Source organism: Stenotrophomonas sp. STEN063 (assembly GCF_056854515.1).
In genome coordinates this window covers 17971-43299 of record NZ_JBXFWF010000010.1, presented here as the reverse complement: position 1 = coordinate 43299, position 25329 = coordinate 17971, and the positions used below count along the sequence as shown (strand labels likewise).

Annotated in this window: 23 protein-coding genes; 10 read left to right on the top strand and 13 right to left on the bottom strand. The window is 63.7% G+C overall.

All coding sequences use genetic code 11. The features are described 5' to 3' along the window. The first annotated feature begins 26 nt into the window (after window positions 1-26). Window positions 27-377, top strand: a complete 351-nt coding sequence (locus AC1VWL_RS04530; protein ID WP_282267803.1) for a DUF3301 domain-containing protein — start codon at window positions 27-29, stop codon at window positions 375-377. Window positions 378-885: 508 nt separating this feature from the next. Here the strand turns inward: AC1VWL_RS04530 and AC1VWL_RS04525 are convergent. The 6 genes from AC1VWL_RS04525 to AC1VWL_RS04500 all read right to left on the bottom strand — a co-directional run bounded on the left by AC1VWL_RS04525 (window position 886) and on the right by AC1VWL_RS04500 (window position 5901). Continuing rightward, complete coding sequence (locus tag AC1VWL_RS04525) at window positions 886-1320, bottom strand: ClpXP protease specificity-enhancing factor (RefSeq protein ID WP_296253896.1); 435 nt, start codon at window positions 1318-1320, stop codon at window positions 886-888. Window positions 1321-1400: 80 nt separating this feature from the next. After that, window positions 1401-2036, bottom strand: coding sequence for a glutathione S-transferase N-terminal domain-containing protein (locus tag AC1VWL_RS04520; protein ID WP_282272170.1), 636 nt, complete (start codon window positions 2034-2036; stop codon window positions 1401-1403). Between the two features lie 144 nt (window positions 2037-2180). After that, entirely contained in the window at window positions 2181-2924 is a 744-nt protein-coding gene (locus tag AC1VWL_RS04515; RefSeq protein WP_282272172.1) for a cytochrome c1, read from the bottom strand. Beyond that, window positions 2917-4179: a cytochrome b gene (locus AC1VWL_RS04510; protein WP_482985910.1), complete on the bottom strand. Its 1263-nt coding sequence runs from the start codon at window positions 4177-4179 to the stop codon at window positions 2917-2919. The genes AC1VWL_RS04515 and AC1VWL_RS04510 overlap by 8 nt, the downstream gene beginning before the upstream one ends. 2 nt (window positions 4180-4181) lie before the next feature. After that, the gene (petA, locus tag AC1VWL_RS04505) at window positions 4182-4802 is read right to left on the bottom strand and encodes a ubiquinol-cytochrome c reductase iron-sulfur subunit (protein WP_057629370.1); all 621 of its coding nucleotides are present in this window, start codon (window positions 4800-4802) and stop codon (window positions 4182-4184) included. A 178-nt stretch (window positions 4803-4980) separates the two neighbouring features. Then, the gene (locus AC1VWL_RS04500) at window positions 4981-5901 is read right to left on the bottom strand and encodes a lytic transglycosylase domain-containing protein (protein ID WP_482985909.1); all 921 of its coding nucleotides are present in this window, start codon (window positions 5899-5901) and stop codon (window positions 4981-4983) included. Window positions 5902-6046: 145 nt separating this feature from the next. On the opposite strand from AC1VWL_RS04500, the gene miaB reads away from it, so the two are divergent. From miaB to AC1VWL_RS04460, 8 genes are all read left to right on the top strand, one after another. After that, window positions 6047-7498, top strand: coding sequence for a tRNA (N6-isopentenyl adenosine(37)-C2)-methylthiotransferase MiaB (gene miaB, locus AC1VWL_RS04495; protein ID WP_482985908.1), 1452 nt, complete (start codon window positions 6047-6049; stop codon window positions 7496-7498). 611 nt (window positions 7499-8109) lie between these two features. Beyond that, on the top strand, window positions 8110-9096 hold the full coding sequence (locus AC1VWL_RS04490; RefSeq protein WP_482985927.1) for a PhoH family protein: 987 nt from the start codon (window positions 8110-8112) through the stop codon (window positions 9094-9096). Next, the gene (gene ybeY, locus AC1VWL_RS04485; RefSeq protein ID WP_282272180.1) at window positions 9093-9578 is read left to right on the top strand and encodes an rRNA maturation RNase YbeY; all 486 of its coding nucleotides are present in this window, start codon (window positions 9093-9095) and stop codon (window positions 9576-9578) included. Before AC1VWL_RS04490 ends, ybeY begins: the two co-directional genes overlap by 4 nt. 232 nt (window positions 9579-9810) lie before the next feature. After that, window positions 9811-10428: a hypothetical protein gene (locus AC1VWL_RS04480; RefSeq protein WP_482985907.1), complete on the top strand. Its 618-nt coding sequence runs from the start codon at window positions 9811-9813 to the stop codon at window positions 10426-10428. A 71-nt stretch (window positions 10429-10499) separates the two neighbouring features. After that, a complete protein-coding gene (locus AC1VWL_RS04475) occupies window positions 10500-11378 on the top strand; it encodes an HlyC/CorC family transporter (RefSeq protein ID WP_282272562.1) in 879 nt (292 codons plus the stop codon). 5 nt (window positions 11379-11383) lie between these two features. After that, window positions 11384-12613, top strand: coding sequence for a lipoprotein N-acyltransferase Lnb domain-containing protein (locus tag AC1VWL_RS04470; protein ID WP_482985926.1), 1230 nt, complete (start codon window positions 11384-11386; stop codon window positions 12611-12613). 14 nt (window positions 12614-12627) lie between these two features. Beyond that, window positions 12628-13641, top strand: a complete 1014-nt coding sequence (locus AC1VWL_RS04465) for a magnesium and cobalt transport protein CorA (protein WP_482985906.1) — start codon at window positions 12628-12630, stop codon at window positions 13639-13641. 30 nt (window positions 13642-13671) lie between these two features. Further along, on the top strand, window positions 13672-14964 hold the full coding sequence (locus AC1VWL_RS04460) for a M24 family metallopeptidase (protein WP_482985905.1): 1293 nt from the start codon (window positions 13672-13674) through the stop codon (window positions 14962-14964). Window positions 14965-15273: 309 nt separating this feature from the next. On the opposite strand, the gene AC1VWL_RS04455 is transcribed toward AC1VWL_RS04460, so the two are convergent. The 7 genes from AC1VWL_RS04455 to AC1VWL_RS04425 form a co-directional block, all read right to left on the bottom strand. Beyond that, window positions 15274-16641, bottom strand: a complete 1368-nt coding sequence (locus AC1VWL_RS04455; RefSeq protein WP_482985904.1) for an NAD-dependent succinate-semialdehyde dehydrogenase — start codon at window positions 16639-16641, stop codon at window positions 15274-15276. A 340-nt stretch (window positions 16642-16981) separates the two neighbouring features. Next, complete coding sequence (locus tag AC1VWL_RS04450; protein ID WP_282272471.1) at window positions 16982-17827, bottom strand: ABC transporter permease subunit; 846 nt, start codon at window positions 17825-17827, stop codon at window positions 16982-16984. Continuing rightward, complete coding sequence (locus AC1VWL_RS04445; protein ID WP_482985903.1) at window positions 17824-18750, bottom strand: ABC transporter permease subunit; 927 nt, start codon at window positions 18748-18750, stop codon at window positions 17824-17826. The genes AC1VWL_RS04450 and AC1VWL_RS04445 overlap by 4 nt, the downstream gene beginning before the upstream one ends. Then, the gene (locus AC1VWL_RS04440) at window positions 18747-19877 is read right to left on the bottom strand and encodes an ABC transporter ATP-binding protein (RefSeq protein ID WP_296253177.1); all 1131 of its coding nucleotides are present in this window, start codon (window positions 19875-19877) and stop codon (window positions 18747-18749) included. Before AC1VWL_RS04440 ends, AC1VWL_RS04445 begins: the two co-directional genes overlap by 4 nt. Window positions 19878-20357: 480 nt before the next feature. Then, a complete protein-coding gene (locus AC1VWL_RS04435) occupies window positions 20358-21482 on the bottom strand; it encodes a polyamine ABC transporter substrate-binding protein (RefSeq protein WP_296253197.1) in 1125 nt (374 codons plus the stop codon). 218 nt (window positions 21483-21700) lie between these two features. Continuing rightward, window positions 21701-23095, bottom strand: coding sequence for a glutamine synthetase family protein (locus tag AC1VWL_RS04430; protein WP_482985902.1), 1395 nt, complete (start codon window positions 23093-23095; stop codon window positions 21701-21703). Continuing rightward, window positions 23092-23856, bottom strand: a complete 765-nt coding sequence (locus AC1VWL_RS04425; protein WP_482985901.1) for a gamma-glutamyl-gamma-aminobutyrate hydrolase family protein — start codon at window positions 23854-23856, stop codon at window positions 23092-23094. Before AC1VWL_RS04425 ends, AC1VWL_RS04430 begins: the two co-directional genes overlap by 4 nt. Window positions 23857-24024: 168 nt before the next feature. Between AC1VWL_RS04425 and AC1VWL_RS04420 the strand changes: the two genes are divergently transcribed. Then, window positions 24025-25317, top strand: coding sequence for an NAD(P)/FAD-dependent oxidoreductase (locus AC1VWL_RS04420; RefSeq protein WP_482985900.1), 1293 nt, complete (start codon window positions 24025-24027; stop codon window positions 25315-25317). The last annotated feature ends 12 nt before the right edge of the window (window positions 25318-25329 follow it).

Sequence of the window (25329 nt, the reverse complement as noted above, 5' to 3'; positions counted from 1 at the left end):
ATGAGCAGATCGCCTAAAGTGCTCGCATGCCTACCCTTCTTATCCTGATGATTGTCGGCGCGATTGGTTTTGCGTTTTGGGACCGCTCCCGCGCCGCTGCCGACCGCGCCACCGAACTGGGCCGCAACGCCTGCCGTGCTGCCGACGTGCAGTGGCTGGACCAGAGCGTGCACAGCACCGGCCTGCGCCTGTGCCGCCTGCCCAACGGCTGGCTGGGCTTCGAACGCAGCTTCCGTTTCGACTACTCCTATGACGGCCAGGATCGCCACACCGGGCGCATGGTGCTGCGCGGCCGCGAACTGGTCTCCTTCAGCGGCCCAGCCGCCGCACAGATCGGCCGCCTGCGCAAAAGCACCGAAGAAGCCGAAGACATCTGATCCAACCTGTAGTGCCGAGCCATGCTCGGCAGGGGCATCACCGACAAACCCATAACGCTGCACGGATGGGTAGTGCCGAGCCATGCTCGGCAGGGGCATCACCGACAAACCCATAACACTGCACGGATGGGTAGTGCCGAGCCATGCTCGGCAGGGGCATCACCGACAAACCCATAACGCTGCACGGATGGGTAGTGCCGAGCCATGCTCGGCAGGGGCATCACCGACAAACCCATAACGCTGCACGGATGGGTAGTGCCGAGCCATGCTCGGCAGGGGCATCATCGACAAACCCGTAACGCTGCACGCATTTTGTGGGAGCGGCGTCAGCCGCGAAACTGATGCACTGGAAGTTGCGGACATGCCAGCGACCTGACAGGACCTTGGCTTCGCGGCTGACGCTGCTCCCACAACCACCCGCAGGCATCGCGTGGGAAGCCCCAGCCGAACATGGCTCGATATCACACAAAGGCCCAAACAAAACCGCCGCCTTGCGGCGGCGGTGGAATTATTTGACTACCCGCAGGAACGGGCGCTTCGCGCCAGGCTGCGGACGCTCCGGCGGATCGGTCGGCGGCGTATCGTCGTCATCCGGCGTGGTCTCGGTGCCCGGAATGTCATCCGGCAAGGCCATGCCCTGGCCGGTCTCGCGTGCATAGACGGCCAGGATCGCCGAGATCGGCACGTATACCGGGAAACTGGTTCCGGAGAAACGCGCGGTGAAGCTCACCGCGTCATTGTCGATATGCAGGCCAACAACGGCGCGCTCGGCGATATTGAGCACTACCCGCTCTTCCTTGATCGCGCTGCTCGGCACCTGCACGCCGGGAACCCCGGCATCGACCATCACGTGCGGCGTCATGCCGTTGTCGTTGATCCACTCGACCAGCGCCCGCAACAGATATGGGCGATGGCTGCTCATCCGGAAAGTTTCTTCAGTCATTGCACAAGTGTACGCGGCATTGAAGCGCGATCACCGCCTGTCGGCGGTGATCGATAAGTTCGGATACAGCCGGCGACTGCTCAGCCCGGCAGTTCGCGCAGCTTCTTTTCCTGATCGGTCAGGCTGCGGACGAAGGCCGGATGGCGGAAGAAGCGGTTGCCGTAGTCCTCGATCGCCTTGCCGTCCTTGGGCAGCGCCACGCCCAGGGACTCCAGCCGCCAGATGATCGGCGCCATCGCGCAGTCAGCCAGGCTCATTTCCGGATTGAGGAAGAACTTGGACGCCTTGAACAGCGGCACCGATTGCGCAACCAGTTCCTTCAAACGCTTGCGCCCCGCTTCCGCCTGGGTCTTGTTACCCATCTGAATGGCCTGCACCTGCGGCACCCAGTCATGTTCGATGCGCAGCATCGCCAGGCGCAGCCGCGCCCGCGACAAGGGGTCGACCGGCATCAACGGCGGGTGCGGATAGCGCTCGTCCAGGTACTCACTCACCACCGACGCCGCATACAGCACCAGCTCGCGCTCAACCAGGGTCGGCACGGAGTGATACGGATTCAGATCTATCAGATCTTCCGGTGGGTTCTGCGCATCGACCGGCACCAGATCGTAAGTCACGCCCTTGGCCGCCAACACCAACCGCACCCGATGACACAGGGCATCGTCATTTGCAGAGAACAAGGTCAGGGTATTACGCATACGCACACTCGCCGCCATCAAAGGCTCTCCATCGGTTGGATTCCGCCAACCTTACGGCCCCGCCAGCACATTGCTGACGGTGACCACGGTTACCCGAGTGTGCCAAGCCACAGGCGCAGTTGCCAAGGCCCCCTGCGCACTGCCCCCCGGCCTGCACCCTGCTCAATGCACGTCTTTCCAGTACTCAGTCTTGACCAGATAGGCCAGGAAGGTCAGCAGGGCCAGGAACAGCACCACCCAGACGCCCAGGCTCTGCCGCTTGAGCGCGGCCGGCTCGCCGGCATATTCCAGGAAGTTGGTGATGTCGCGGACCGTCTGGTCATAGCCACGCGGATCGACCTTGCCCGGCGAAGCAAGCTTGAAGCCCACCACCGGCGGGTCGATGCCCTCCTGCTCGGCCTTGCCGTGAATGGCATGCTGCATGCCCTGCAGCTCCCACAGCGGGTTCGGCATCGACGCATTCGGGAACACGCTGTTGTTCCAGCCCAGCGGCCGCGACTCGTCCACATAGAACGATTTCAGGTAGCTGTAGATCCAGTCGCTGCCGCGCACCCGCGAAATCAGGCTCAGGTCCGGCGGCATCTTGCCGAACCATTTGGTCGCCTCGTCATGCGGCATCGCCACCTGGATCTGCTCACCATAGGCGGCACCGGTGAAGTTGAGGTTGTCCATCACCTGTTGTTCGGTCAGGCCGAGATCCTCACCCATGCGCGAATAACGCAGGTACTTCAGTGAGTGGCAGCCCGAGCAGTAGCTCATGTAAGCCTGCGCGCCGCGCTGCAACGAGGCCTGGTCCCCCAGATCATTGCCCGCCTGCATCAACTTGCCACCGCCGGCGGCAAACGCCGGGACACACAGCAGCATCGCGGCAGCCATCGCCAACCGCACAATCCACTTGTCAGTCATGCGTCGTCACCCGGTCCGGAACCTGCTTGGTGCTGTCGATCTTCGTCCAAAGCGGCATGGTGATGAAGAAGGCGAAGTACAGGAAGGTCAGCACACGGCCCACCCAGGTCTCCCAGATGGCCGTGCCCGGACCGGAGCCAATCACGCCCAGCCACACGAAGCACACCACCAGGGTGCCCAGCATCACCTTCGAGATCAGGCCACGGTAACGGACCGACTTGACCTTGGCCTTGTCCAGCCACGGCACCAGGAACAGGATGGCGATGGCCGAGAACATCACCATCACGCCGCCGAGTTTGTTCGGCACCACCCGCAACATCGCGTAGTACGGCGTGTAGTACCAGACCGGCTTGATGTGTTCCGGCGTCACCAGCCGGTTGGCCTCGGTGAAATTGTCATGCTCGAGGAACAGACCGCCGAACACCGGAGCAAAGAAGATGATGAAAGCGGCCAACGTGAGCAGGAAGCCGACACCGACCAGATCCTTCACCGTGTAATACGGATGGAACGGGATGCCATCGGCTGGCGCGGTCGCTGACCAGCGGTTGCCCTTCGGCCCCTTCTTGATTTCCACGCCGTCAGGATTGTTGGAACCTACCTCGTGCAGCGCGCCCAGGTGCAGTACCACCAGCAACAGCAGCACCAGCGGCATGGCGATCACGTGCAGGGCGAAGAAGCGGTTGAGCGTTGCGTCGCCGGGCAGGTAGTCACCCATGATCCATTCGGTCAGGCCATTGCCGATCACCGGAATGGCACCGAACAGCGAGATGATGACCTTGGCACCCCAGAACGACATCTGGCCCCAGGGCAGCACGTAGCCCATGAAGGCTTCGGCCATCAGCACCAGGTAGATCAGCATGCCCAGTATCCACACCAGCTCACGCGGCTTCTTGTAACTGCCGTACATCAAGCCGCGGAACATGTGCAGGTAAACCACGATGAAGAACAGCGAGGCACCGGTGCTGTGCATGTAGCGGATCAGCCAGCCCCACTCCACGTCGCGCATGATGTATTCAACCGAGGCGAACGCCTCGGCCGCGCTGGGCTTGAAGTGCATCGTCAGGAAGATGCCGGTGACGATCTGGTTGACCAGGATCACCATTGCCAACGAGCCGAAGTAGTACCAGAAGTTGAAGTTCTTCGGCGCGTAATACTCGCTGACATGCTTGCGGTACACCGGCATCAGGCCGGGCGCACGCTCGTTGACCCAATCGGCCACGCCGCTGACGGTGCGGGTAAGAATATTATCGGCCATGATCAGGCTGCCCCCTGCGGATCAACGCCAATGACAAGGGTGTTGTCATCCACATAGTGATGCGGCGGCACCAGCAGGTTGATCGGCGCCGGCACGTCCTGGAACACGCGCCCGGACATGTCGAAACGCGACTTGTGGCAGGGGCAGAAATAACCGCCCTTCCACTGCGCGTCGTAGGGCTCGGGGCGGATCTCGGCAACCATCTCCGGCGAACAGCCCAGATGGGTACACAGACCTACCAGCACGGATATGTCCGGCTTGATCGAGCGGAACTCGGGATTGCCCTTGAGCACATAGTCCGGCTGCTGGTCCTTGTTGCCGGACTCCGGATCCTTGAGCCGTGCATCCAGGGTAGGCAATGCCTGCAGGATGGCCTTGGAACGTTTGACGATCCAGATTGGCTGGCCGCGCCATTCCAGGATCAGCCGTTGGCCTTCCTGCAGAGCGCTGATATCGGCGGTCACCGGGGCACCGGCCAACTTGGCTCTGGCGCTGGGATTCCACGACTTGATGAAAGGAACTGCGGCGAAACCAACACCGACTGCCCCGACCACGGCTGTGGTCGCTGTCAAAAACCGCCGACGTCCGGTGTTGACTGGATCATTTACCCCATCGTTTGCCATCCGGCACTCCGATAATGATTAGGTAGCTAGAGGCTGCCAACGGTCTGGTGGGGGCCATCCCGCTCTGAATCGAATCGTTCCGGAGTGTAGCGGAACGCTTAACGCTGACACAACGCGATCAAACACCAGTCCGCGATATTTGTCACGGCCTGCTGCAACAGAGACGCTGGAGGACGGCTTACTGGCGCGTGGCAAGCTCGCCACGGTAGCGGTCGGCCAACTGTGCAACGCGCTGCACGTAGTACTGGGTCTCCTTGTAGGGAGGCACACCACCATGCCGATCCACCGCACCTTCGCCGGCGTTGTAACCCGCTGCGGCCAAGGTCAGGTTGCCGTTGAAACGACGCAGCAACCACGACAGATATTGCACGCCACCACGGATGTTCTGGCCGGCGTCGTAGGAATCGGACACACCGAAACGACGCGCCGTGGGTGGCATCAACTGCATCAGACCCTGTGCCCCGGCGCGACTGAGCGCGGTCGGGTTGAACGCTGATTCGGCATGGATGATGGCCCGCACCACTGCCTCCTCGACACCGAACTCGCGTGCGGCCGAGGCGATCTCGGTGCTGTAGGCCTGGGTGTTCAGGCGCACCGAGCCGAAGTTGACCCGGGAGTTCACGCCGCAGGCAAAGCAACGCTCGATGTAGCTGTATTGAATGGTGCGCACCGCGCCGATGTTGGCCACCTGGGCCGGCCGGCTGCTGGTGTAGTGGCGCACCCCATCCTTCATATAAGAGTAGACCTGGCCACTGACCACCCGTTGCGCCCGCCCCGCCGTTGCTGGCGCTGGCGTGGGTGGCAGTGCGGTGGGGGCGGCCTGTGCAGCCACCGCCGTCGAACTGTCATTGGCTTGGCTTGCGGGAGCCACAGCAGCTACCGGGGTGGCGACGGGCGCCGGGGTCGGCGGTACATGGCGCGGCACGTCGCGGGTCGGCCGATAACTGCTGACCACGCTGCAGCTCGCGCCACTGACGCGTTTGCTGACGTAATTGGGCACCCCATCGCTGCCGACGCACTTGTACAGCGTGCCGGCACTGGCCGGCGAGGCGACCAATGCTGCTGCGAGAATGCCGGTGATCCCCAAAATCCCCTTCATGGGCGGGAGTCTCCCAGCTTCGCCGGGGCTTGCCAAGTATTTGACGCAGCGGCTTTCGTGCTCGGGCCCGCGGACCGATACAATAGGCGGCTACGAATGCAGCCCCAGTGGCTGCGTGCCCGCCCACCCGTCTGGAATAAGCGCCATGCCCGGGACGCCAGCAACTCCCCTGCCGATCACGGCCAGCTCCGCCGTGCCTACTGTTGAAATGACCACACCCGAACTGATTCCCCTGCCCGGCCAGCGGCCGACGGTTGCCGGCGGCGCGCGCGGCAAGCTCTACATCAAGACCCACGGTTGCCAGATGAACGAGTACGACTCGACCAAGATGGCCGACGTACTCGCCGCCGCCGAGGGCCTGGAGCTGACCGACAACCCCGAAGAAGCCGACGTGGTGCTGGTCAACACCTGTTCCATCCGCGAAAAGGCACAGGAAAAGGTGTTCAGCCAGCTCGGCCGCTGGAAGGCGCTCAAGGCCAATGGCCGCGACGTCATCATCGGCGTCGGCGGTTGCGTGGCCTCGCAGGAGGGCGAAGCCATCGTCAAGCGCGCGCCCTATGTGGACCTGGTGTTTGGCCCGCAGACCCTGCACCGCCTGCCGGAGCTGATCCGCGCCCGCCGCGAGCAGAACAAGCCGCAGGTGGACATCAGCTTCCCCGAGATCGAGAAGTTCGACCGCATGCCAGAGCCGCGCGCCGAGGGCCCGTCGGCCTTCGTCTCGATCATGGAAGGCTGCTCGAAGTACTGCTCGTTCTGCGTGGTGCCGTATACCCGTGGTACCGAGGTCAGCCGGCCGTTCGAGGACGTGCTGGTGGAATGCGCACAGCTGGCCGAACAGGGCGTGCGTGAGATCAACCTGCTCGGCCAGAACGTCAACGCCTATCGCGGCCCGTACGGCGATGGCGAGATTGCCGACCTCGGCCTGCTGATCCGCACCCTTGCCGAAATCGACGGCATCGGCCGCATCCGCTTCACCACCTCGCACCCGCTGGAGTTCAGTGATTCACTGGTGGACGCCTACCGCGACGTGCCGAAACTGGCCAACTACCTGCACCTGCCGGTACAGGCCGGCAGCGACCGCGTGCTCAGCGCGATGAAGCGCGGCTACACCGCGCTGGAGTTCAAGGCCAAGATCCGCAAGCTGCGCGCGGTCCGCCCGGACATCTCGATCAGCTCGGACTTCATCGTTGGCTTCCCCGGCGAAACCGATGCCGATTTCGAGAAGACCATGAAGCTGATCGAGGACGTGGGCTTCGACCAGAGCTTCTCCTTCATTTATTCACGCCGCCCCGGCACCCCCGCTGCCGACCTGGAAGACACCACCAGCGATGCCGACAAGCACGCCCGGCTGTCGCGGCTGCAGGCACATATCAATGAGCATGCCGCCGGCATCTCCGCGCGCATGGTTGGCACGGTGCAGAACGTGCTGGTCGAGGGCCCGTCGCGCAAGGACCCGAAGGAGCTGACCGGCAAGACCGAGAACATGCGTTCGGTGAACTTCCCAGCCAGTTCGCGGCTGATCGGGCAGTTTGTCGATGTGTTGATCACCGAGGCCTTCAGCAATTCGCTGCGTGGGCGGGTGGTTACGCAGGATTGAGGTCAGGGCAGCGACGGCTGCTGCTGTGCTTTCTTACGGAAGGTGGGCTGCGCGGGCTAGAGGCGGGGTCCACTGGTCCGAAGCAGGAGCGGCCCCCTGCCCCCGCTCCAAGCCCCGGCCCTCGCGCTGGAGCAAGGGCGTTCGATCCGCAGCGAATCAGCGGTTCGCAAGCCGCCCCTCTCACCCCGCTGGCGGGAGGGGAACAGCCGTCGTTGCTCGTTTCTGCTTTGAAAAGCCGTCGCTGCTCTTTTTCGCTTCTTACCGCTCGCCTTTGCCCCAGCACTGCGGTCATTTATTCGCCACACCGACCCAGCGCCCGCCGTTATTGGGCTGCGCAGGGTTATCCACATGTTCATCCCGAATCGATCCACAAAAATTGTGGACAACTTGTTACCCCTAAACCGTCAAATGTGGCGGTTTTTTAACCATCCCGCCAAGAGGCTTATGCCGCAAGGGCTGGACAGGGATATCCACAGCTTGGCCCACGCCGCATCCACATCGGCTGTGGAGAACCCCGAACCACTATCTGCCCCGCTGGTGGTCCGTCAGCCGCAGGGGTACCCTTCCAAGGTCCAAGGCACGGCTTCGCCGGCCAGCAACTGTCAGTGAAAATGACCACCACCACGCATCGCGACTTCACTCTCGACCCGATTGATAACGAACGGCTGGCCAATCTGGCTGGGCCGTTCGACGAGCATCTGCGCCAGATCGAACTCAAGCTGGGCGTTGAGATTGCCAACCGCGGCAATGTCTTCCGCGTCAGCGGCCCCGGCAAGACCGCACTGGAAGCTGAAAAGCTGCTCAAGGCACTTTATGTGGAAGCCGCCGAAGCTGTCTTCGACAGCCACGCCATCCACCTGCGCTTGAACCGCGCCAACGTCGATCACGTGACCGAGCAGGCCTATGAAGCGCAGGAAGTAGCGATCAAGGTCAAGCGCGGCACCGTGCGTGGCCGCGGCCTCAACCAGGCCAGCTACCTGCACCAGATCGCCACCCACGACATCAGCTTCGGCATCGGCCCGGCCGGTACCGGCAAGACCTTCCTGGCAGTGGCGATGGCGGTAGACGCACTGAATGAATCGCGCGTGCAGCGCCTGATCCTGGTGCGCCCGGCAGTGGAAGCAGGCGAGAAGCTGGGCTTCCTGCCCGGCGACCTGACCCAGAAGGTCGACCCCTACCTGCGCCCGCTCTACGACGCCCTGTACGAAATGCTGGGCGTGGAAAAAGTGGCCAAGCTGCTTGAGAAGAATGTCATCGAGATCGCTCCGCTGGCTTACATGCGCGGCCGCACGCTCAATGACGCCTTCGTGATCCTGGACGAAGCGCAGAACACCACCATCGAGCAGATGAAGATGTTCCTGACCCGCCTGGGTTTCGGCTCGACCGCGGTCGTCACCGGCGACCTGACCCAGACCGACCTGCCCAAGCACGTCAAGTCCGGCCTGCGCGACGCCATCGAGGTGCTGCGCGGCGTGGACGGGGTCAGCTTCACCTTCTTTGAATCGCGCGACGTGGTGCGCCATCCGCTGGTGGCCCGCATTGTCAGCGCCTATGACCGCCGCGACCTGCAGCAGGTCAAGCCCGGAGCAAGCGAATGACCAAGGGTCCCGTGCGTCTTGATGTCGCCGTCAGCTACGCCATGCCGCGCGCCGGTCTGCCGGCAGCGGTGAGCTTCCGCCGCTGGGTGGCTGCCGCTCTCAAAGGCCGCATCCGTGAGGCGGACCTGGCCATCCGCGTGGTCGACGCCAAGGAAGGTCAGTCACTGAACCGCCACTACCGGGGTAAGGACTACGCTACCAATGTGCTCAGCTTTCCGGCCGAGCTGCCCGAAGGCCTGCCCAAGGGAGTGAAATTCCCGCTGCTGGGCGATCTGGTGATCTGCGCCCCGGTGGTCGCCCGCGAGGCCGAGGAACAGGACAAGGCGCTCAACGCGCATTACGCCCACCTCACCGTGCACGGCGTGCTGCATCTGCTGGGCTGGGATCACGAGGACGACAAGGAGGCCGAGGCCATGGAACAGCTGGAACGCGAGATCCTGGCCGACCTGGGCATCGCCGACCCCTACGCCAACGAGCAGTAGGCACAGGTAGTGCCGAGCCATGCTCGGCAGGGGCCTTCCCAGCAAGGTCATGTAGTGCCGAGCCATGCTCGGCAAAGCCATTACCCGCAATGCCCGGTAGTGCCCGGCCATGCTCGGCAGAAGCTCTACCGGTAAAACCCCTGCCGAGCATGGCTCGGCACTACCCCTGCTCGCTCCTACTGCACAGCGCCGCACCGCGATGCCGTTATCATCGGCATCAGGACTTCACCGAATGAATGCCGTGCGCTCAACCTGCCTGCTCCCGCTCTTGCTCGTCGCCGCCTCGGCCAAAGCCCAGCCCACCATCGACCTGCCTGCCCTGATCGAATGCCGGCAGAGCGTCAGCGAGTTCGCCGCTTTGGCACCGATCGCCAATGACCCGCTGAAAGCGGTAGCGTTGGGCTGGCGGCCCTTGCCGCAGGGCAACCTGTTCATGGCCGAGTATATGTTGAACACCCCGATCACGGTGTTCGGGCACAGCGCCGACCATATCGCCATGGCCGGCGGCACCATCATCGCCATCCTCGACATGCCCGATCCGCGCCCGCTGGCCAAACAGCTGGAGCTGGAGACCGGCTACGACGCACCGGACAAGTTCATGGCTGGCCGCGAGCTGGTCAGCCGCGATGTCAACGACGCCAAGACCGGCGAAGCGCTGATTGAATCGGTGATCCTGGGCGTGTCCACGGTCAAATCCCACCCGGGCAAAACCCTGGCCGGCTGCACCTACAGCCTGGACCTGCCGGCCGAGGGAGAAGCCCCACCTGCGCCAGCCAAACCGGCCGATACCCCGGCCGATGTACCGCAGGTAGCCCCCAGCGTGCAGACCCCCAACCCACCGGCGGCCTGAGCAGGCGACGGCAAACATCCTGCTAGACTTGCAGGCACCGCCCGGCCTGCCGGGTGCAGTCAAACCAAGAGATGTCTGAAGACGACAGTAGTACCTCGCCCGAGAACGGTGAGAAGAAACGCAGCTGGCTGGAGCGCCTGGGTTCGGCGTTCTCCAGTGAACCCCATACCCGCGACGAGCTGGTTGGCATCCTGCAGACGGCACAGCAGGACGGCCTGATCGCCGCAGACACCCTGCGGATGATGGAAGGCGCCATTTCGGTGGCCGAGCTGACCGTCGGCGACGTGATGATCCCGCGCTCGCACATGGTGTCCTTGCCGGTGGATCGGCCTTTCATCGAGCTGATGAAGCAGGTGGTCGATTCCGGCCACTCGCGCTTCCCGGTGCACGGTGAGAACAAGGACGACATCCTCGGCATCCTGCTGGCCAAGGACCTGCTGCGCGGCGTGGTCGCCGACAACAGCCACGCCAGCGTGCGCGAGCTGCTGCGTCCGGCGGTGCTGATCCCCGAATCGAAGAAGCTCAATGTGCTGCTCAAGGAGTTCCGGCTCTCGCGCAACCACATGGCGATCGTGGTCGACGAGTACGGCGGCGTTGCCGGCCTGGTCACCATCGAGGACGTGCTGGAGCAGATCGTCGGCCAGATCGACGATGAGCATGACGAGACCGAAGACCACACCTCGCAGATCGCCATCCTCGCCGATGGCCGTTATGTGGTGGACGCGCTGACCACCATCGGCGATTTCAACGAGCGCTTCGGCGCCGAGTTCTCCGATGACGATTACGACACCATCGGCGGCCTGGTCACCGAGGCCGTCGGCCATCTGCCGGAAATCGGCGATGAGCTGACCCTGGAGCGCTTCGTGTTCCGGGTGGCCAAGGCCGACGCACGCCGCGTGCAGGCCTTCCACGTGACCATCCTGCCACCCGAAGACCAGGACGAAGCTTGATCACCCTGCGCCTGCCGCGGCTGCTGTCCGCGTTTGCGTCGTTGTTCCTGCTGCTGGCCGCGATGGCCAGCAGCGCTCAACCGGTCGCCAACCAAGCCAGCGAAGCCAACACACACCCGGCACCGCGCATCGGCGTGGTGACCATGCTGCCCGGCGAAGTGTTCTTCGAACGCTTCGGCCATGACGCACTGGTGGTGTTGGACCCGGCAAGCGGGCAGGCAACGTCGTACAACTTTGGCTTCTTTGACCCGTCCGAACCGGATTTCATCGGCAACTTCGTGCGCGGCAAGATGATGTATTACCTGGTCGCCCTGCCGCTGGAGCAGGATCTGGCGCAGTACGAGAGCGTCGGCCGCGGCGCGAACATCCAGTGGCTGGATCTGCCGCCGGCACAGGCACAGGCGCTGGCTGATGCACTGGCCGAACGCGCCAAGCCCGAGAACGCGCGCTACCGCTACGACTACTTCACCGCCAACTGCGCCACCATGGTGCGCGACAGCCTGGACCAGGCCATGGGCGGCGCCCTGCAATCGCAGCTGGCCGGTCGCTCGCGTGGCAATAGCTACCGCAGCGAATCGGTGCGACTGGCCTCGCCTTCGCCGTGGATGTGGCTGGGCTTTGACATCGGGCTGGGCCCGAATGCCGACCAACCGCTGTCGCGCTGGCAGGAAGCCTTCGTACCCATGCGTCTGGCCGACAGTCTGCGCGAAGTACGCAATAGTGAAGGCCGGCCGCTGGTACAGGCCGAACAGGAATTGCTGCCGCAGCGCCTGCCACCCGAGCCAAAGGAAAAGCAGCGCTCCTGGTGGCCGTGGCTGCTGGCCGGCCTCGTCGTTGCCGCCGCGCTGTACGCCGCACGCTGCAAGCCGCGCTTGATCGGCGGATTCGCGCTGCCGTTCTGGCTGTTCTGTGGCGTCGCCGGTGGCCTGCTGACCTTCCTGTGGGGCTTCAGTGAGCATCAGGCCGCGTGGGCCAACCGCAACCTGTTGCTGCTCAGTCCGCTGGCATTGCTGTTGCTTCCCGGCGCATGGAGCCTGCTGCGCGGGCGCCAACCGCGCACCTGGTTCCGCGTCGTCCTGTGGCTGATGACCGGCATTGCGCTGCTGGCGTTGCCGCTGCATTGGCTGTCGCTGCAGGCGCAGTTCAACATGCAGTGGATCGTGCTGCTGCTGCCCATCCACATCACGCTGGCGCTGATCCTGGGGCGCCGCAGCTTGGCGTCAACGGCCAGCTGAGGCACGATGCCGGGATGACTACCGGCATCACTCCAACTCCCGTCCAGGCCAACCCGGCCTGCGTGATCAATTGCACCTGGTACGGTGCCGACGGCACACAGCGCCCGCTCGATCTGGACAGCATCAGCGACGTGCTCGCCGATGATGCCAAGGGCTTCGTCTGGGTTGGCCTGTACGAACCCAGCGACGCCATCCTGGACAAGGTGCAGGAAGAATTCGACCTGCACCCGCTGGCAATCGAAGACACCCGCAAGGCGCACCAGCGGCCCAAGATCGAAACCTACGGCAATTCCTTGTTCGTGGTGGTGCACACCGCGCAGGTCGTGGATGAGCGTATCCGTTACGGCGAAACCCATGCCTTCCTCGGCCCGCGCTTCCTGGTGACGGTGCGCCACGGCGCCTCGCTGTCGTATGCGCCGGTGCGCGCGCGGCTGGAACAGGAACCCGAACTGCTGGCGATGGGCCCCTCGTTCTGCCTGTACTCGGTGCTGGATGCGGTAGTCGACCACTACCTGCCGATCACCGACAGCTTCCGCGACACCCTGGACCTGCTGGAGAAAAACATCTTCGCCGACACCTATGAGCGGCGCACGGTGATCCGTCTGTACGAACTCAAGCGCGAGCTCAACAAGATGCGACTGGCGGTGGCGCCACTGCAGGATGCCTTGGCGCAGCTGCAACGCAACCAGGCGCAGTTGATCAACGAGGAAGTCCGGCTTTATCTGCGCGATGTGCAGGACCACGCTGCCCGCGTCAACGACGCCATCGATACCTTGCGCGAAATGCTGGGCACCGCACTGAGCGTCAACCTCTCTCTGGTGACGTTGGCACAGGGCGAGACAGTCAAGCAACTCGGTGCCTGGGCAGCGCTGTTGGCCGCGCCAACCCTGGTCACCAGCTGGTACGGCATGAACTTCGCACACATGCCGGAGCTGGCTGGGCGCTTCGCCTATCCGCTGCTGATGCTCGGCGTCGGCGTGATCTGCGTGGTGCTGTACCGCCTGTTCAAACGTTCCGGCTGGCTTTGACCAGCTACCCTGTCTTTCCAGAGAGCAACCATGCAGCACGACCACGCCAATCCCGCCCGTCGCAGCTTCCTGCGCAACACCTTGATCGCCGGCGCCGCCGCACTCCCCCTGTCGCAGATCGCGTCTGCACAGACTGCGGCCGACTCCGACAACGCCCTGCCCGAATCCATGCACGCCCTGAAATCGGTCGCTGCGCAGGTGGTACCGATCGGCAACGACGAGCGCATCGCACGCGTGGCCAAGGCCCAGCGACTGATGGCCGAACACGGCATCGATGCCGTGTTCATCGGCGCTGGCAGCTCGCTGACCTATTTCACCGGCATGCGCTGGTGGGACAGCGAGCGCCTCACCGGCGTAATCATTCCGCGCAGGGGCGAGCCGGTCTACGTGACACCGGAGTTCGAACGGATGCGCACGCTGGAGCAGATCAAGCTCGGCAACGACGTACGCGGCTGGCAGGAAGATGAGGACCCCTACGCCCTGGTCGCCAAGGTGCTGCGTGACATGGGCCATGCCACCGGCACCTTGGGCATGGAAGAAGCCGTGCCCTACTTCCGCGCCAAAGGCATTGCCGACGCCCTGCCGCAGGCCAAGGTGGTACCGGCATGGCCGGTGGTATCGGGCTGCCGCCGGGTCAAGAGCGCTGCCGAGCTGGCATTGATGAAGCTGGCCAATGAAGCCACGCTGGCCGTGTACGAGGCGGTGTGGAAGGCCTTGAAGCCAGGCATGACCGAGCAGGACATCGCCGGCCTGCTGGCCATGGCCTACGCGCGTACCGGCTTGCAGGGCGATGCCAGCGTCAACATCGGCAAATACACCGCCTCCCCGCACGGCTCGGACAAACCGCAGCATCTGGTCGAAGGCACACCGATCATCTTCGATGGCGGTTGCCGCGCCGGTGGCTATACCAGCGACATCACCCGTACCGTAGTGCTGGGCCAGCCCGATGACGAGATCCGCAAGGTATTCGACATCGTGTTGAAGGCACAGACGGCGGCATTGAACACCGCACGTCCGGGCGTGGCGATGGGCGATGTGGATGCCGCGGCACGCAAGGTGATCAGCGATTCCGGCTACGGCCCGGACTACCGCTATTTCAGCCATCGTCTTGGGCACGGCATCGGCCTGGACATGCACGAATGGGATTACCTGGTGCGCGGCAACACCCACCTGCTGGAACCGGGCATGACCTTCAGCGACGAACCCGGCATCTACATTCCGGACCGCTTCGGCGTGCGCCTGGAAGACATCCTCTACGTCACCGAAGATGGCGCGGCGCTGATGACGCCGCAGAGCAAGTCCATCGACCAGCCATTTGGGTGATGAGAGCGGCTGCCCGTTTTGTGGGAGCGGGGTAAGCCGCGAAGCCACCTCAGCATCAGAGGCGACAGAGCCTACCCCTCCCTAACCCTCCCCTTCGCTGCGCGAAAGGGAGGGAGCTACATCCGTAGTGCCGAGCCATGCTCGGCTGGGGCTTTACCAGCAGGCCATGTGGGAGCGGCATAAGCCGCGAAGCCACCAATGCGCAAAACACTTCAAGAGCCTGCAATCCGCTTCACTACAGTTGCTGGTTTTCGTGGGCGCGCATGGATTGCCAGCTTCGCGGCTCACGCCGCTCCTACAAGCTCGGCGTCAGGCCACATAGACCGTCTTGATGTTCATGAATTCATGAATACCCGGTCCCGCCAGCTCACGCCCAAAGCCCGAGCGCTTGGTCCCGCCAAACGGCAGCCGCGCATCACTCTTCACCACTGAATTGACGAAGGCCGCGCCGCATTGCAGTTGCACCGCGACGTTCTCGCCGCGCAGTACATCGCGGGTCCAGACACTGCCACCCAGGCCAAAGCTGGTGTCATTGGCGACACGCACGGCCTCGGCCTCGTCCTTGACCCGGATGATCGCTGCCACTGGCCCGAACAACTCCTGGTCATACGCCGGCATGCCGGGCCCAACGTTATCCAGGATCGTGGCCTGGTAGCCTGCGTTGCTGCCAGCTACCGGCGAACCGCCCAGCAACACTTTCGCGCCCTTGTCCACGCTGGCGCGCACCTGCTTGTGCAGCTCGTCGCGCAGGTCAGCGCGCGCCATTGGCGCGAGGGTGCTGTCCTCGTCCTGCGGATCGCCGTACACGCGCGCCTGCGCGCCCTCGATGTAGCGCTGCACGAAAGCATCAGCAATGGAGTCAAGCAGGATGAAGCGCTTGGCAGCAATGCAGGTCTGCCCGGCGTTGTCGAAGCGCGAGCGCACCGCTGCAGCCGCCGCCAGATCCAGATCGGCGTCATCCAGCACCACGAAGGCATCACTTCCGCCCAGCTCCATCACGCACTTCTTCAGCTGGTCGCCCGCGTTCGCCGCAATCGACCGCCCTGCACGCTCGCTGCCGGTCAGGGTGACCGCCTTGATACGACGATCACGCAGCACCTCGGCGGCCTGATCGTTGTCGATATGCAGTACATCGAACACCCCCTCCGGAATACCGGCCGCGGCAACCACCTCGCGCAGCAGGTCCGCACAGCCGGGCACATTGCTGGCGTGTTTGAGCAGGGCGACATTGCCGGCCATCAAGCCCGGCGCGAGGAAGCGGATCACCTGCCAGATCGGGAAATTCCAGGGCATCACCGCCATCACGCAACCGATGGGCTGGTAGATGACGTAGCTGCGCTGGGCTTCGGTGGGGATCGGCTGCGGCTTCAGGTAATCGGCGGCGTGGTCGGCGTAGTACTCGCAACCGGCGGCGCTCTTCTCGATCTCGGCCAAGGCTTCGCGGCGCAGCTTGCCCATTTCGGCGGTCATCGTGCGCTGGATCTCGTCGCGGCGCTCACGCAGGCCTGCAGCAACCTTGCGCAGATGGTCACCACGCTGCTCCAGTGACAATGCCGACCATTGTGGAAACGCCGATTCAGCTGCGGCCAGTCGCTGCTCGATGCCAGCGGCAGTCAGCAGCTCAACCGTGCGCACGATCTCGCCATTGAAGGGATTGATAGTCTGATACGACGCCATGGACTCACCTGCATTCAACGAATGCAGGGATGGTAGCGCCGCGAATGTTGCGCGCAGGTAAATCCCAAGCGGCCCTGTAGTGCCGAGCCATGCTCGGCAGGGGCTTTACCAAGGATCCATCAGCCGCTCCCATCATTGTAGGAGCGGCGTCAGCCGCGAAGCTGGCAGCAATGAAATCACCAGCATGAGTGCGATCTGACCGCTCAACGGCTTCGCGGCTGACGCCGCTTCAACATTGGTGATGGTTTGCCGGGAAAGCCTCTTGCCGAGCATGGCTCGGCACTACATGGGCATTGCTGGTGAAACCCTTGCCGAGCATGGCTCGGCACTACAGGGCTGTTCAGCCGTTTTCCTGCAGCGCCAGCTGCATGTCGCGCTGGCGTCGCTTGTCGGCACGGGCCGAGATCCACCAACCCAGCACCGCGACCGTCGATACCGCCAGCACCATCAGCGTGGCCAGGGCGTTGATCTTCGGGCTCACGCCCATGCGCACCGAGGCAAAGATCTTCATCGGCAACGTGGTCGAGCTGGGCCCGGCGACGAAGCTGGCGATCACCACGTCGTCCAGCGACAAGGTGAAAGCCAGCAGCCAGCCGGACAGCAGCGCCGGGGCGATGATCGGCAAGGTGATCAGGAAGAACACCTTGAGCCGGTTCGCACCCAGGTCCATCGCCGCTTCTTCCAGCGAGCGGTCCAGCTCCTGCAGGCGCGAAGACACCACCACCGTGACGAAGGAAATGGTGAAGGTCACATGCGCGATCCAGATCGCCACAACGCCCTTTGATGGCAGGCCGAACAGGCCGCCCATCGACACCAGCATTAACAGGATCGACAGGCCGATGATCACTTCCGGCATCACCAGTGGCGCGGTCACCAATGCACCGAACACAGTCTTGCTGGGAAAACGCTTGAAGCGGGTCATCGCCATCGCCGCCATGGTGCCGATCACCATCGATGCACTCGCCGTCCAGAACGCGATCTTGATGCTGATCCACGCCGCCTGCAGCAGCTGTCGATCACGGAACAACTCGCCGTACCACTGCGTCGAGAAGCCGGCCCACACCGTCGCCAGCCGCGAAGAGTTGAACGAGTACACCATCAACAACAGGATCGGCAGGTACAGGAACGCAAAGCCGAGCAACAGGATGCTCCAACCCAACCAGGAACTACGCCGGGTCATGCTCATGCCAGCTTCCCTTCCAGCTCACGCTGCTGCGAACGGTTGAAGATGATGATGGGGATCAGCAGCAGGATCAGCATCACGATCGCCACCGCCGAGGCCAGCGGCCAGTCACGGTTGTTGAAGAACTCGCCCCACAGCACGCGGCCGATCATCAAGGTATCCGGGCCACCGAGCATTTCCGGGATCACGAATTCACCCACCGCCGGGATCATCACCAGCATGCAGCCAGCGATGATGCCGCTACGCGACAGCGGCAAGGTAATGCGCAGGAAGGCCTGCCAGGGCTTGGCGCCGAGGTCATAGGCAGCTTCCAGCAGACGGTGGTCGAGCTTTACCAGGTTGGCGTACAGCGGCAGCACCATGAACGGCAGGTAGCAGTAGACGATGCCGATATACGCCGCCGCCGGGGTGTAGAGGATGCGCAGCGGCTCGTCGATCAAACCAATGCTCATCAGCGTGCGGTTGATCAGCCCATTGCTGTCGAGGATGCCGATCCAGGCATAGACGCGGATCAGGAACGAGGTCCACGACGGCAGCACCACCAGCATCATCGCGATGTTGCGCGCCGACGGCGACATGCGCGAGATCACGTAGGCCATCGGGTAGCCGATCAGCAAGGTCAGCAGTGTGGAGATCACCGCGATCTTGATCGAGCTCAGGTAGGCCACCACGTACTGGCTGTCGGTGAACAGCGCGGTGTAGTTGCCCAGGTTGAGATTGACCGTGAACGCATTGTCCACGTATTCCACGATGGAGGTGTACGGCGGCATCGCCACCGCCATCTTGGCGAAGGAGATCTTCAACACGATCAGGAACGGGATCGCGAAGAACAGCAACAGCCACAGGTACGGCACGCCGATCACACCCGCGCGTGCACCCGGCAGCCACCGCCGCCAACCGCTGGTGAGTGGACTGGTCGCGCTCATGAGGTCAGCACCACGCCGTCGTTGTCGTCCCAGGACACCCAGACTTCGTCGTTCCAGGTGATGCCGTCGCTATCCCAACGCTTCATGTTGGCGAAGTTGGACAGGATCTTGGCACCACTGGGCAGGCGCACGTGGTAGACCGAGTGACTGCCGAAATAGGCGATGTCCTCGACCACGCCGAAGGCCTTGTTGGTGTCGCCCTCGGGCTCTTCCTTGGCGATATGCACCTTCTCCGGACGCAGCGCAAACGCCACCGGCTGGCCTTCGTAACCAGTGATGCCGTGGCCGACGTAGATCGGCGCCGGGAAGTCGGCGGTACGCACGGTGACGTATTCGGGCAGATCCTCGTCGATCACGCCTTCGAAGGAATTCACCGAGCCGATGAAGCTGGCGACGAAGCGGTTGGCCGGTTGCTCGTAGATGTCGTCCGGCTTGCCGATCTGCTGGATCCAGCCCTGGTCCATCACCGCGATGCGGGTGGCCATGGTCATGGCTTCTTCCTGGTCGTGGGTGACCATCACGCAGGTCACGCCGAGCTGCTCGATGATGTTGACCAGCTCCAGCTGCATCTTCGAGCGCAGCTTCTTGTCCAGCGCGCCCATCGGCTCGTCCAGCAACAGCAGCTTGGGGCTCTTGGCCAGCGAACGCGCCAGCGCTACACGCTGCTGCTGGCCGCCGGACAGCTGGTGCGGCTTGCGCTTGCCCAGCTTCTGCAGCTGCACCAGCTCCAGCATCTCGCCGACGCGGCGGGCGATGGCGTCCTTGGCCATGCCGTCCTGCTTGAGGCCGAAGGCGATGTTCTGCTCCACCGTCATGTGCGGGAACAGCGCATAGGACTGGAACATCATGTTGATCGGCCGCTCGTAGGGCGGCAGCGCGGTAATCGGCTGACCGTCGAGCAGGATCGTGCCCTTGGTCGGGGTTTCAAAGCCGGCCAGACAGCGCAGCAGGGTGGACTTGCCGCTGCCCGAACCGCCCAGCAGGGCAAAGATCTCGCCCTTGCGCACGTCCAGGTTGACGTCGTCGACGGCGACGAAGCCATCGAATTCCTTGCGCAGATCACGGATGGACAGGTAGCCGGGCTCGCTGTTCAAGGCGATGGCCTCTGGCTTGGCGTCAACGGGCATGTAGGGCTCCGGAAGCAGGCAGATGAACAAACGCGCGTAGTGTAGCCCCCTGATTTTGTGGGCGACACCGCTGGCTGTGGCGGTTGGGGTCCAATTGAAGCTGCACGACCTGTAGGAGCGGCGTGAGCCGCGAAGCTCACAGTGCGTGAAGGCGCGCCAAGGGCTTACCCCTCCCCAACCCTCCCCTTGGCTGCGCCAAAGGGAGGGAGACAAGCCCCGCAGCCTGCAAACACCCATGTAGTGCCGAGCCATGCTCGGCAGGTCAGCTGTGGGAGCGGCGTCAGCCGCGAAGCTGGCAATGCCTGAAGGCCAAAAGCTTACCCCTCCCCAGCCCTCCCCTTGGCTGCGCCAAAGGGAGGGGGCCAAGCGCCGGCTTCATCATCTCTGCCGGCAACCGTTACTCCGCGAACGCCACAAACAACAACGCCTCCCTGCGAGAGGGAGGCGTTGCAAAGATTCAGACGCTAAACCGGCCTCAAATCAACGACCGGTCTTGATCTCGGTCCACAGGCGGGTGTACAGCTTGTCCGTCTCCGGGCTGTTAATCGCATAGGTGAACATCTTGGCGGCCACGTCTTCGGCCGGGTAGATGGTCTTGTCGTCGCGGATGGCCGGATCGACCAGCGAGGTCGCCGACTTCACCGGGTTGGCGTAGTGGGTCACGTTGGTGTTCTTGGCCGCTACCTCGGGCTCCAGCAGGTAGTTGATGAAGGCATAGGCGTTGCCCGGATGCTTGGCATCCTTGGGGATGGCCAGCATGTCGAACCACTGCGGCGCGCCTTCCTTCGGGATGGAGTAGGCAACTTCCACGCCGTTCTTGGCCTCTTCGGCGCGGTCACGGGCCTGGATGATGTCGCCCGACCAGCCGACCACCAGGCAGGTGCTGCCATTGGCCAGCGAACCGACGTACTGCGAGGAGTGGAAGTTCTGCACGTACGGACGGATCGACTTGAGCAGGTCCGCTGCCTTCTGCAGCACGGCCGGGTCGGCGCTATGCGGGTCTTCGCCCAGGTAATGCAGGGCCACCGGGATCATGTCGGCCGGGGTGTCCAGCAGGGTCACGCCGCAGTCCTTCATCTTGGCGATGTTTTCCGGCTTGAACACCAGGTCCCAACTGTTGGCGATGTCGGCGCTGCCGCCGAAACGCTCTTTCAGCTTGGCCACGTTGTAACCGATGCCGGTGCTGCCCATCATGTAGGGCACGCCGTACTGGTTGCCCGGGTCCTGGCCAGCGATACGCTGCATCACCGCCGGGTCGAGGTTGGCCAGGTTCGGGATCTTGCTCTTGTCCAGCGGCAGGAACACGCCGGCCTGGATCTGGCGGCCGAAGAAATTCAGCGTCGGCACCACGATGTCGTAGCCGCTGTCGCCGGTCAGCAACTTGGTCTCGACCATTTCATCGCTGTCGAACACGTCGTAGGTGACCTTGATACCGGTCGACTTCTCGAAGTTCGGGATGGTGTCTTCGGCGATGTAATCCGAATAGTTATAGACATTGAGGACCTTGGCCTCGCCGCCTTCAGCGGGCTTGCCGCCAGTTTCCTTGCCGCCGCAGGCAGCAAGCAGGGAAATGGCGACACCAACGGTCAGAATGCGCAGATTCATGGGTTCTCCAGTGTGATCCGGGAGCGGTATGGGGGACCGGCCAAGCCGGGAAGTGGGCATATTGTCCCATCTGCGGCGGTTTTGTGTGTAGAAAATGGGTGTAAGGCTTGTGGGAGCGGCGCGAGCCGCGAAGCCACTGCAAGAACAGCCAGAGCAAAGCTTACCCCTCCCCAACCCTCCCCTTCGCTGCGCGAAAGGGAGGGCGGCAAGCCTCGCGATCAAACATTCAGCAGCAGGAACTCGCGCTCCCAGGAGCTGATCACGCGGAAGAAGGTCTCGTATTCCTTGCGCTTGACCGAGACGTAGGCGCGGCAAAAACGTCGTCCCAAGAGCTCCTGCAGGGCTTCGCAGCCCTCCAGCGCATCCAGTGACTCGCCCAGCGAGCGCGGCAGTTCGTAGCCCAGCTCCTTGGCGTTGCCGCTGATCGGGGTGGTCGGCGTCAGCTTTTCGCGGATGCCCAACAGGCCACAGGCCAGCGTCGCCGCCATCGCCAGGTAGGGATTGGCGTCGGAGCCGGCAAAGCGGCTCTCCACGCGGTTGTTCTCCAGGCTGTCCATGGGCACACGCAGGCCGCAGGTGCGGTTGTCGAAACCCCACTCCACATTGCTCGGCGATACCTCGCCAAATACCAGCCGGCGATAGGAGTTCACGTTCGGGGCGAAGAAGCCCATCGCCGCCGGCACGTACTTCTGCAGGCCAGCCAGGTAATTGTCGAAGGTCTCGCTGTACTCGCCTTCGGCGTGGCCGGCAAACACATTGCGGCCATCGGCGATGCGCACCAGGCTCTGGTGGATGTGCATGGCGCTGCCGGGCTCGGTCTCCATCGGCTTGGCCAGGAAGGTCGCATAGATGCCGTGACGCAGCGCCGCCTCGCGCATGGTGCGCTTGAACAGGAATACCTGGTCGGCCAGCGACATCGCGTCGGAATGGGTGAAATTGACCTCCAGCTGCGCGGCGCCGGATTCGTGGATCAAGGTGTCCACGTCCAGCTTCATCGCATCGCAGTAGTCGTACATCAGGTCGAGGATGGGATCGAATTCATTGACCGCATCGATCGAATACGACTGCCGCGCGGTCTCCGGGCGACCGGAGCGACCAGCAGGCGGCAGCAGCGGGAAATCCGGGTCGGTGTTCTTCTGCACCAGGAAGAACTCCACTTCCGGCGCCACCACCGGCTTCAGCCCAAGCGCTTCGTAGGCCGCCAGTACCCGCCGCAACACATTGCGCGGTGCCAGCTCGTGCGGCTGGCCATTCTTGGTGTAGCAGTCGTGGATGATCTGCGCGGTGGGATCGGTCGCCCACGGCACCATCCGCACGGTGTCCGGGTCCGGGCGCAGGATCATGTCCGCGTCGGCCGGCGAGGTCAGCTCGTAGTAGTCATCCGGGTAATCGCCGGTCACCGTGGTGGCGAAAATGCCCTCGGGCAGACGCGTACCGTAATCGTGCGAGAACTTGTCGGCCGGGATGATCTTGCCACGCGCGTTGCCGGTGATATCCGGCACCAGGCATTCAACCTCGGTGATGTGCCGCTCCTTCAGCCAACGCAGCAACAGGCTTTCTTCCTGGACGGCGATGGCGGTTTTACGGCTGCGGGTGCGGGGGCGCGACGTCATGGGGAACCAACTTGTTTGTTTGACCGATAGCGGCGACAGGCCTCGCCGAAGGCTTTGAAAATACCCAGATAGAACGGATTCTCGGTAACCCGCCACTCCGGATGGAACTGCAGGCCGAGCAGGAACGATGGCCCGCTGCCACGAAACGCCTCGATCAGCCCGTCCGGCGCGCGGGCCTCGACCTGCAGCCCTTCACCCAGCCTGGCTACACCCTGCCCGTGCACCGAGTTGACCATCACCTCGTTGCCGCCGGCAATGCCTGCCAGCAAACCACCCGGGCTCAGATTCAGCGCATGCGCCGGCCCATATTGCACTTCCAATGATGACGCCGGGTTTTCACGATGATCCGCCAGCCCGGGCACCTCATGTACTTTCGGGTGCAAGCTGCCACCAAAGGCAACGTTGACCTCCTGGAAGCCACGGCAGATCGCCAGTATCGGCATACCCAATGCCAGCGCCTGCGGAATCAGCCCGAACACATTGGCATCGCGCGCCGGATCATGCGGATTGCCTGGCCAACTGTCACCGCCACCGTAGTGGTGCGGCTCGATATTGCTGGTTGCGCCAGTCAACAGCAGGCCATCCAGCGTGGTCAACCAAGCCTCGGCCGGCAGCGGCGGTTGCAGCAATGGCAGCAGCAATGGCGTGGCCTGCGCGCCGTCGACAACCGCGCGCACGTACTTTTCACCAACGACAAGAAACGGATGGGACCCGATCGGTTTGCTGTCGGTAGGCAAGCCGACCAGCGGCAGGCTGGCCATGGGTAACGCTCATGAGACGTGCCAGCACGCTACCCCTGCCCCACTGATTAGGCAACCAAGTGCCATCCGGCATTCAAGTAATGCAAGGCACACTGCACGGAGTCTTCACCGGCCTGTGCACGCCGCACACGCTGGGGTCGTTACACTTCCCGCCCCCGATTCGGCCTGATGTCCGTGGACGCTGCTGCATCCGTATATCCCCCGAGCTGGTATGCCGCCAGCCAACCCGAACTTCCGCTGCGCGCGCCCTTGCATGGGCAGGCGCGTGCCGACGTGGCTGTGCTCGGTGCCGGTTATACCGGCCTGACCTCCGCGCTGGCCTTGGCCGAGAAGGGCTACAAGGTCACCGTACTGGAAGCCGAACGTGTCGGCTGGGGCGCCTCAGGCCGCAACGGCGGCCAGGCCATCGTCGGCTACGGCTGCGAGCAGGACACGCTGGAGGCCTTGGTTGGCGATGCGGATGCACGGCTGCTGTTTGATTTCTCGCGCGATGGCATGCACATGCTCAAGCAACGTATCGCCAGACACGGCATCGACTGCGACTGGCGCGACGGCCACGCCAGCGTGCCGATCCAGCCGCGTCAGGAACGTGCCCTGCGCAACGACATCGAGCGCATGGCGCAGCGTTACGACTATCCGCTGGAATGGTGGGACCGCCCGCGCCTGCAGCAGGAACTGGCCAGCGAGCGCTACCTGGGCGCGGTCTATGATGCCGCCAGCGGCCACCTGCATCCGCTGGCCTATGCGCAGGGCCTGGCCCAGGCCGCCGAAGCCGCCGGTGTCACCATCCATGAGCAATCCGCGGTCACCCGGCTTGAACGTGGCTCGCAACCAGCACTGATCACCCACCATGGCCGGGTCGATGCGGACTTCGTCGTATTGGCCGGCAATGCCTGGCTGCAGGACATCGCGCCGGAGCTGGAAACCCGGATGATGCCGGTCGGCACCTATATCGGCGCCACCCGGTCACTGGGCGCCGAGCGCGCCAAGGCACTGATCCGCAATGACATGGCCGTGGCCGACGTGAACTGGGCGCTGGACTACTTCCGGCTCAGCCGCGACCACCGCCTGCTGTTCGGCGGCCAGGCCAATTACTCGGCATTGCCGCCGCCGGGTCTGCGCGCCAGCATGACCCGGCGCATGCGACGGGTGTTCCCGCAGCTGGCCGACGTGGAAATGGAGTATGTCTGGGGCGGCTATATCGACATCACCCGCAACCGTGCGCCGCATTGGGGCCGGATCACCCCGAACGTGTACTTCGCGCAGGGTTTCTCCGGCCACGGCGTCGCCAGCACCGGTCTGGCCGGCGAAGTGATCGCCGCCGCGATTGCCGGCCACGCGCAGCGGCTGGACGTGTTCGAGCGCATCCCACACGGCGTATTCCCCGGCGGCAAGGCTTTGCGCATGCCGATGCTGGTGGCGGCGATGTCCTGGTACAAGCTGCGCGATCTGTTGTGGTGAGGCGGGGATCGG

Coding starts and splice junctions, on each gene's coding strand:
- AC1VWL_RS04435 (WP_296253197.1), bottom strand. CDS start 21,482: ATGAATCTGCGCATTCTGACCGTTGGTGTCGCCATTTCCCTGCTTGCT.
- AC1VWL_RS04465 (WP_482985906.1), top strand. CDS start 12,628: ATGACTACCGGCATCACTCCAACTCCCGTCCAGGCCAACCCGGCCTGC.
- AC1VWL_RS04520 (WP_282272170.1), bottom strand. CDS start 2,036: ATGGCGGCGAGTGTGCGTATGCGTAATACCCTGACCTTGTTCTCTGCA.
- AC1VWL_RS04525 (WP_296253896.1), bottom strand. CDS start 1,320: ATGACTGAAGAAACTTTCCGGATGAGCAGCCATCGCCCATATCTGTTG.
- AC1VWL_RS04420 (WP_482985900.1), top strand. CDS start 24,025: ATGTCCGTGGACGCTGCTGCATCCGTATATCCCCCGAGCTGGTATGCC.
- AC1VWL_RS04490 (WP_482985927.1), top strand. CDS start 8,110: ATGACCACCACCACGCATCGCGACTTCACTCTCGACCCGATTGATAAC.
- AC1VWL_RS04530 (WP_282267803.1), top strand. CDS start 27: ATGCCTACCCTTCTTATCCTGATGATTGTCGGCGCGATTGGTTTTGCG.
- AC1VWL_RS04425 (WP_482985901.1), bottom strand. CDS start 23,856: ATGGCCAGCCTGCCGCTGGTCGGCTTGCCTACCGACAGCAAACCGATC.
- AC1VWL_RS04430 (WP_482985902.1), bottom strand. CDS start 23,095: ATGACGTCGCGCCCCCGCACCCGCAGCCGTAAAACCGCCATCGCCGTC.
- miaB (WP_482985908.1), top strand. CDS start 6,047: ATGCCCGGGACGCCAGCAACTCCCCTGCCGATCACGGCCAGCTCCGCC.
- AC1VWL_RS04445 (WP_482985903.1), bottom strand. CDS start 18,750: ATGAGCGCGACCAGTCCACTCACCAGCGGTTGGCGGCGGTGGCTGCCG.
- petA (WP_057629370.1), bottom strand. CDS start 4,802: ATGGCAAACGATGGGGTAAATGATCCAGTCAACACCGGACGTCGGCGG.
- AC1VWL_RS04475 (WP_282272562.1), top strand. CDS start 10,500: ATGTCTGAAGACGACAGTAGTACCTCGCCCGAGAACGGTGAGAAGAAA.
- AC1VWL_RS04460 (WP_482985905.1), top strand. CDS start 13,672: ATGCAGCACGACCACGCCAATCCCGCCCGTCGCAGCTTCCTGCGCAAC.
- AC1VWL_RS04480 (WP_482985907.1), top strand. CDS start 9,811: ATGAATGCCGTGCGCTCAACCTGCCTGCTCCCGCTCTTGCTCGTCGCC.
- AC1VWL_RS04515 (WP_282272172.1), bottom strand. CDS start 2,924: ATGACTGACAAGTGGATTGTGCGGTTGGCGATGGCTGCCGCGATGCTG.
- AC1VWL_RS04500 (WP_482985909.1), bottom strand. CDS start 5,901: ATGAAGGGGATTTTGGGGATCACCGGCATTCTCGCAGCAGCATTGGTC.
- AC1VWL_RS04440 (WP_296253177.1), bottom strand. CDS start 19,877: ATGCCCGTTGACGCCAAGCCAGAGGCCATCGCCTTGAACAGCGAGCCC.
- AC1VWL_RS04455 (WP_482985904.1), bottom strand. CDS start 16,641: ATGGCGTCGTATCAGACTATCAATCCCTTCAATGGCGAGATCGTGCGC.
- ybeY (WP_282272180.1), top strand. CDS start 9,093: ATGACCAAGGGTCCCGTGCGTCTTGATGTCGCCGTCAGCTACGCCATG.
- AC1VWL_RS04510 (WP_482985910.1), bottom strand. CDS start 4,179: ATGGCCGATAATATTCTTACCCGCACCGTCAGCGGCGTGGCCGATTGG.
- AC1VWL_RS04450 (WP_282272471.1), bottom strand. CDS start 17,827: ATGAGCATGACCCGGCGTAGTTCCTGGTTGGGTTGGAGCATCCTGTTG.